Genomic DNA, 6,483 nt, shown 5'->3' with positions numbered 1-6,483 from the left:
GCAGTGACGCGCCGGTGGGGTCGGTGACGCTGCCGTTCACCGAGGAGGAAGAGTTTTGCGCCCTGGCAAGAATGGCGCTGATGAAAAGGATGGCGCCGCAAAACACTGCCAGAACTCTTTTGCGGGAAGATGTGCGTCGGTTCAGTGCTGCAATGGCTGGCATAGGCATGCCTCGCTACCTGGGAATCGGTCTGCTTTGAAGCGGGCGAATCCTACAAAGCTGTTAAAAAGCCTGTCAAGGAAATTTTTCACTGATGGTGAAAAGTTTTCACTGATTAAAACGTTTAGGTGGAAAAGAGGTGTCACAAACGCGACAAAGCCCGGCGGTGGCCGGGCTCTGTCGCATCGAATATTTCTGTTATTTCCGTTACTTCTTCCGCGCGGTGACTTTCAGGTATTGGTTCTTTACCAGCGTATGGGTATCGGTGTCAGCAGCGACATTGGCTCCTGACCAGAGCGCTACTAAGTCGCTATAAAGTGCCCCTTGCCCCGCTTCATCCAGCTTGCTGAACATCACTTTTGTTGGACCGAAGTGGCTCCGGAAGAAGTCAACAGCACCTGCCGGGTTTACCGGCATATCGAAATCGATGGAAACCAGTTCGGTCTCAATATTGGTAAAGTACGGATCCAGCCGTGACTTCACCGTAGCCTCATCGCCCCACAGGACGGGCGGTTGCACTCCGGGTGGAGGTGGCACATGCTTAGTACCGGCTCTGAACATCGCGCCAGTAAAGCTGCCAGGATTCCAGTTGCCCATGGCCAGCAGACCTCCCGGTTTCAGCACGCGTGCCGACTCTAAGGCGACCAGTTCGGGCCGCGGAGCGAACATTGCGCCGAACATAGTGGTCACTGCGTCGAAGCTGGCGTCGGGATAAGGAAGTGCCTCAGCATCACCTTCATCGAAGGTAATCGCCAGCCCTTCGGCTGCCGCACGTTCGCGGCCTTGTTCCAAAAGATTGGTGGCGATGTCGACACCGGTAACAATGCATCCGCGGCGTGCCAGGGGGATAGCCGTGTTGCCGGTACCGCAGGCAACGTCGAGCACCTTACTGCCGGCAGGGATCGCAAGCCGGGAGATGAAGTCTTCCGCTCCGCCAGAGATGGTTTTAGCAACAACGCCAAAATCACCGGCCATCCAGGTAGAGCGCATGGAAGCTTTGATTTGTTCAATGGTGGGGGCGGACATTGGTTCACCTCGTACATGACATTAGGGCCCGCTTTGCAGCAGGATGGTATCAGATGAGCAGCGCAGGTGTCTCCGAGCCCTGTGTTCCTCCCATCGTTGATAGAGGAGCCACAACATAGAAAGTGGAACCGCTACACGCCTTCAAATCCTAGTCCGGTGAACATTCGTGGGCTCATAAATCCCCCTCCCCATTTGTCATCCCAGGCGGCTGTAGGCTTCGCGGCAACAATTTCATCCAGGGATCGCCCCTGCCTCTTAAGAGTTGCAACCTTATCGTGAGTGCTAGCCAGCAGGGTTGCATGTTTGAGGTCCAGAGCTTCGATCACCGCTGCAAGATCATCCGCGTATCCGTCCATATCATTTCCTATGGAGGGCTGACCTGATCGGCCATGGCCGCGCCGATCCACTGCAACGCAGCGGTACCCGTGCTGAGCGAGGAACAGCATCTGGCCGTCCCAGGCATCTGAGTTCAGCGGCCAACCGTGGGAGAACGTGACGACTGGTCCCTTGCCCCAGTCCTTGTAGTAGATCGTCGTACCATCTTTCACCGTAAGCGTGCTCATACGTTTTCTCCTGAATTGAGTTTTGTGAAGAAATATCGCCGCCCCTGTAGAGCGGCGGCAGTTGGTGTGTTCCTCCTTACTGCTATTCGGTGTTCGCCAAGGCGAAATATGTGGTGGATCGGACCAGGAAGCAAAACAATTGGRCCTTGGTATGGCCAATACATTTGGTTATCGAATGAAGGATTTTAGCTATCATCCTTCGGCCGATAGTGAGTGCGGCGGTCTGTAAAACTGGAGATGAAGGCCCCGACAACTTCTGTAGGTCCGCTGGCGATCTGCCTTTGCAACCATCAGGCAGTTCGGAGCAAGCTAGGGCGGCCGAGCGTCGCTAAGATGCRATCAAGTAGCCAGTCCTGCCCTTAACCTGCTCGATTGGTAGGGCAGGCAACGTCGAGCACTTTGCTGCCGGCTGGGATCGCGAACTGGAAGATGAAGTCTTCTGCTCAGCCAGAGATGGTTTTGGCAATAACGCCAAAATCACCGGCCATGCAGATAGAGCGCGTGGGAACTTTGCCTAATTCGATAGTAGGAGTCGGCATGGGTCACCTCGTATATGACATTAGGGCCCTAGCGACCTCTATGCAGCGCTCAGGAAGGGGCGCAGGAGGGATGCTACCAGAAGAGGGATGGAGGAGTCTCGCGTGCACGTACAGAACTGTTATCGCGCGGTTGCTCTACTTTAGATGTCGAGGAAATCACGCCAACTCTAATTTCTTAGATTGATGGCGGGGACGACGGGGCTCGAACCCGCGACCTCTGCCGTGACAGTTACGCTAATTGATTGTATCTAAATGATTTCATGGGCGTTGATGGCTAAGTACAGCACCCTTGAGCACTCAAAAACACTGGGAAAAACGCAGATACCGAAATTCAGCACCCTCGCCAGCACCCTCACTCAAAACCGTCTCAAAACTCCTGACCTCTGCCGTGCATTGGCATAGAGGTCGACCTGGGCAGAAGTCTGCTCTTTCTGCGAGGCGACCGAAATTCGAGGGTGCGGAAGGGTGCTCGAGCACCCTCGCTTTGGTCCAACTCATTCCGGTTCAATCAGTTGTGGGAGCGATTGTTTCCCAGCCACCTAGACACCGAACTAAGCCGATGACGACGAGCGCCTTTGTCGATGCTGACAGTCAAATTCATCACGTTCGCCCAATACCGGCGGGTTCTACTCGGCGCATCGGCGGGTTGGAGGAAAATCTTCAGGTCTGTCACCATCATTCGACTTCTACCGCACGGCTTTTGTATTTGTGTCGCTTCGCCGTGCGAATGCGAAATGGTATGGAAGTTCCAGTTCCTTGGAAAGGATAGAAACTCCGCAAGCGATTCATAGGCTCCCTTATAGAAGGCGATGGCATCCCCTTTTTTGGCAAAGTGCGTCGAACCAATGGTGATCGGTTTTGCGGGCATCCCTCTCCTCGATCGTCTATGGCGGTGAAACTTGGAATTCAGGATCCGCTGGCATTAGCTTCGCCAGGATTTCATGCAGGATGATAGCAGGAATTCCCATGCCTTCGAACTGCGCTTTCCTCTCGGCAACCCAGGCAATGCAATCCTGCTGGCTTAGATCGTCACGGGAGATTTTCTCGTAAAGTGCAACCGCGCTCATACGAGAAAGCCCAAGCTCCATCAGCGATAACAGAGTACGAGATGAGACGCCGAACTCGAGCTGGGTTCCAATGTCGAGTTCGTCCTCGATCAGGTCGGGGCGTCCAGTCTCGCGCAGGTGTAGGTGAAGCACGTCTACATATGCAGAAAGGTATTTAGGCGCACGGAAACGAGCTATCTGCTCGACCAGATCCATCGTGTCTCGGATCAATACCGGTAGCTTGTATGACCGCTTAACTTCGAGATGATAGTCAATGTTCTCCCTGATTATCCTCGCCAATGAGTGGCCTCTCAGCCACTGCACCACGATTAGGGCGTGGAGACGAACCCGGCCTTGGGGGACGAAGGCTGGAAAGAGATTCTCATTTATTCGTCGCATAATCGTGACGAATCGATCATAGCTATCTTGGCTGTCGACCGCCGCAGGCAGGAGGTTTTCGATATCGCCTTCGTAGCGACGGAAAGCATCAAGCAGGTTCTGGAGGCCGAATGCACTGACGCCGGGATGCCGTCCGACAAGGTCGGGTTCTATCTCGATTTTGGCAGCAATGGCGGCGAGGCTCTCGTCGAGACGGCTGACAACTGCTGGGTCGTGACGCTTGGCCAGGTTTGCCTGAGCGATCGATCCGACCCGCAAATATGTGGCGAGGAGATAGGCGCCCACCTGCTCGAAACGCTCCGCATCGCCGATGCTGGCGAGATCCGTGTTCGCGCGGCGATCCAAGTAATCGGCCAACCCGTCGCCGAGCTCGATAACGGCGTCACTCTCGCGTTTGATTGGATAACGGGCCCGGGACGGCACCCCACCGGGCCACGCAAAGGTGTCATAAGGATCGATGCAGATGATGTTTCCCTGAAATTCATCGCCCCATCTGCCCGCGCGACCTGCTAGGTTCCAGAAATCATGTGCCTCCATGGGGTGTCCCATACCCTTACGCGGGCCGCGCAGTACAATCGTTCGGCACGACAGGTTCACTCCCTCGATAAGGGTGGACGTACAAACGAGAAACCGAAGCTTGCCTGAACGAAAGAGCCGCTCGATCTCGAGTCGAATCAACGAGGGCATATTGCCATAATGAAATGCCACTCCGCGCTCAACGAGCGGCGCCAGCCGGAACTGCGGGTGCACACCCTCCCGAGCTAAGGCTGCCAATGCAGCGAGTTCGGTGTCCAACTTGTCGGGCGGCGGTTGCAATTGGCTGATGAGATCGGCGACATCCTCGGCCTCGGCGGCGCCATTCGCGTAAACCAGGGTTCCGCCACGCTCGCCTACCGCTGCGGCGATAAAAGCGAGCCGTTTCTTGAGTCCGGCTGGCGAATTGGCGAGCACAAGCACACCAATGGGGAGCGAGGCACCGTGACCGCGCACCGACAGGGCCCAGCGCTTCGGCGTGCGTGGCACCTGTTCGGCGACAATTAGATTCTGGAGGACAGTTGGTGCGTCGCTCTCGATGGCGGCTACCTGGACGCCATCCGGCGCATCGAGGAGCAGCTCCTCCGGATTCTCCGTTGCAGGGCTAATGAATACCAGTTTGAGGGCCGGATTCACGCGGCTGACTCGTTCGATCGCGTCTTGGAGAATGACTCCGCGCTGGTTGTCGCCGATCTTATGCGCCTCATCGACTATGAGGAGATCAATTTTAATCGCATCGCCAATAACATTGGCAATCAGATGCAAGCGCTCTTGAGTGAACACCAGAATGAGCTTTGCGCCATCTCCGAGCGCCGCGTCATACTTCGCGCGCAACGGCAAGGAAGACACATCAATATCGGGACTCTTGCCGATCAGAAGCTGGAGACTAGCCTCGATCTCGGATACAAGTGCACGGGTCGGCGCGAGGTAAACCGCCACTTTGGCGTCGGTCGAGCGCATCTGATCGAGAAGCCATAGCAAGACGACATAGGTCTTCCCCGAGGCAGTTGGCGCTGAGGCGGACAGCCAGCCGGGATCACCTGCGCTAGTCCAAAAGCGCTGCTGGAACTCATTCACGGGAAGCCAGCGGCCACTAGACTGAATCAGCACCGACTGATCCATCTGCCGTCGCTGTGCTTCGATACGCAACGTCATGCCTAGCCGCCCTTCAAGACCTTCGACGAGCAGATTGCGATGGGTTGCGAGCGCAATCGCACGGAAATTGGATAGCTTGCTTAGCAGCACTGCGGCGGTATCGCGGACAGCATCGCGGGAGGAAAGTGTCATGGCAGCTGTCGCGATCCTGAGTGCAGCTTCTTGCTGCGACCGTTCACGGGATCGGGCGAGAATACTGCCAGCGAACAGCAAGCGAGACCAATCAGGAGTTGCGCCGACCTGACCATCCGCAGACTCAATAGCAAGATTGTCGAGTTCAGCTCTCACCGTTTGGCGAGTGAGAGCGTCAAGCTCAATGCGCAACCCTTCCTCTACCATCCAATTCTGCAAATCGGGAAGGTTCATTTGGCGACTCCCATCGCTGTGAGAAAGGCAGAACGAAATCCTTCGGCGGATGGCAGCGGCAGACAAAACAGCTCGATCTCCACCTGCTCAAGCTTCTCAGTTGTCAGTCTCTGGCCGATTGTTGTGCACCATGTCTCAAGTTCGAGGCGTGCCGCATTCGCGATGGAATCGGCGACGACCTTGACCTGATCTAGAGGATAGAATTCTGCGTCGAACCCTACGAGCGCAACCCCGCAATATTGAACGCGCTTGGACTGTGTCGAGTTCTTGTCAAAAAACCGCTTCAGTGCCTCGGTCAGTTCCGGCTTACTGAGATCAGCCTTGTCAGCGAGCAGAATAAGATCGCGTTCGCGTTCCGCACCTTCGTGATCCAGTTCGATGAGGAACGGAGCGAGCGAGCTAAGACACTCCCGAATCGCCGCACCTGGGTCTTTATAGATTTTTGATTCGCCCCAGTAGAGCTTGAGGATACCGTCAGTAGTCACTCCGGCATAGACACCGTCGGCACCGTGATAGTGCATCCTAATGTCGGTCTTCAGGTCCATTTTGCAGAGGATCTGCGGAAGTTTGAGGAAGCGCTCGGCCAGGAGGAACAGTAGCATCTCCCCGCCCTCACCCGTCAGGGCGATGTCAGTGAAGGAGCGTTTTGCCTGCTCGACAAGTGCAGCGACGGCTTCGGTGCTGTTGTACTTAGC

Annotated in this window: 6 protein-coding genes; 1 reads left to right on the top strand and 5 read right to left on the bottom strand. The window is 55.8% G+C overall.

Annotation, left to right across the window (positions count from 1 at the left end; translation table 11 throughout):
* On the top strand, positions 1-200 hold a 200-nt coding region (locus tag AB4043_RS19260), incomplete at its 5' end, for a hypothetical protein (protein ID WP_442307802.1).
* Positions 201-367: 167 nt separating this feature from the next.
* Here AB4043_RS19260 and AB4043_RS19255 read toward each other — a convergent pair.
* The 5 genes from AB4043_RS19255 to AB4043_RS19235 all read right to left on the bottom strand — a co-directional run.
* Positions 368-1,150: a class I SAM-dependent methyltransferase gene (locus tag AB4043_RS19255; protein ID WP_442307801.1), complete on the bottom strand. Its 783-nt coding sequence runs from the start codon at positions 1,148-1,150 to the stop codon at positions 368-370.
* Positions 1,151-1,317: 167 nt separating this feature from the next.
* Positions 1,318-1,749: an alpha/beta fold hydrolase gene (locus AB4043_RS19250; protein ID WP_442299693.1), complete on the bottom strand. Its 432-nt coding sequence runs from the start codon at positions 1,747-1,749 to the stop codon at positions 1,318-1,320.
* Positions 1,750-2,796: 1,047 nt separating this feature from the next.
* A complete protein-coding gene (locus AB4043_RS19245) occupies positions 2,797-3,156 on the bottom strand; it encodes a hypothetical protein (protein WP_442307800.1) in 360 nt (119 codons plus the stop codon).
* Between the two features lie 16 nt (positions 3,157-3,172).
* Positions 3,173-5,788: a DEAD/DEAH box helicase gene (locus AB4043_RS19240; protein WP_442299691.1), complete on the bottom strand. Its 2,616-nt coding sequence runs from the start codon at positions 5,786-5,788 to the stop codon at positions 3,173-3,175.
* The coding region (locus tag AB4043_RS19235; protein WP_442307799.1) for a HamA C-terminal domain-containing protein at positions 5,785-6,483 on the bottom strand (699 nt) is incomplete at its 5' end. The genes AB4043_RS19240 and AB4043_RS19235, both read right to left, overlap by 4 nt.

Source organism: Terriglobus sp. YAF25, from assembly GCF_052113305.1.
Classification (GTDB): domain Bacteria; phylum Acidobacteriota; class Terriglobia; order Terriglobales; family Acidobacteriaceae; genus Terriglobus.
The sequence above is the reverse complement of the archived record's forward strand: the minus strand, read 5'-3'. Positions and strand labels throughout refer to the sequence as shown.

Bases quoted from the DNA above. Each gene is read 5' to 3' on its own strand.
- AB4043_RS19240 (WP_442299691.1), bottom strand. From the start codon at position 5,788: ATGAACCTTCCCGATTTGCAGAATTGGATGGTAGAGGAAGGGTTGCGC.
- AB4043_RS19255 (WP_442307801.1), bottom strand. From the start codon at position 1,150: ATGCGCTCTACCTGGATGGCCGGTGATTTTGGCGTTGTTGCTAAAACC.
- AB4043_RS19245 (WP_442307800.1), bottom strand. From the start codon at position 3,156: ATGCCCGCAAAACCGATCACCATTGGTTCGACGCACTTTGCCAAAAAA.
- AB4043_RS19250 (WP_442299693.1), bottom strand. From the start codon at position 1,749: ATGAGCACGCTTACGGTGAAAGATGGTACGACGATCTACTACAAGGAC.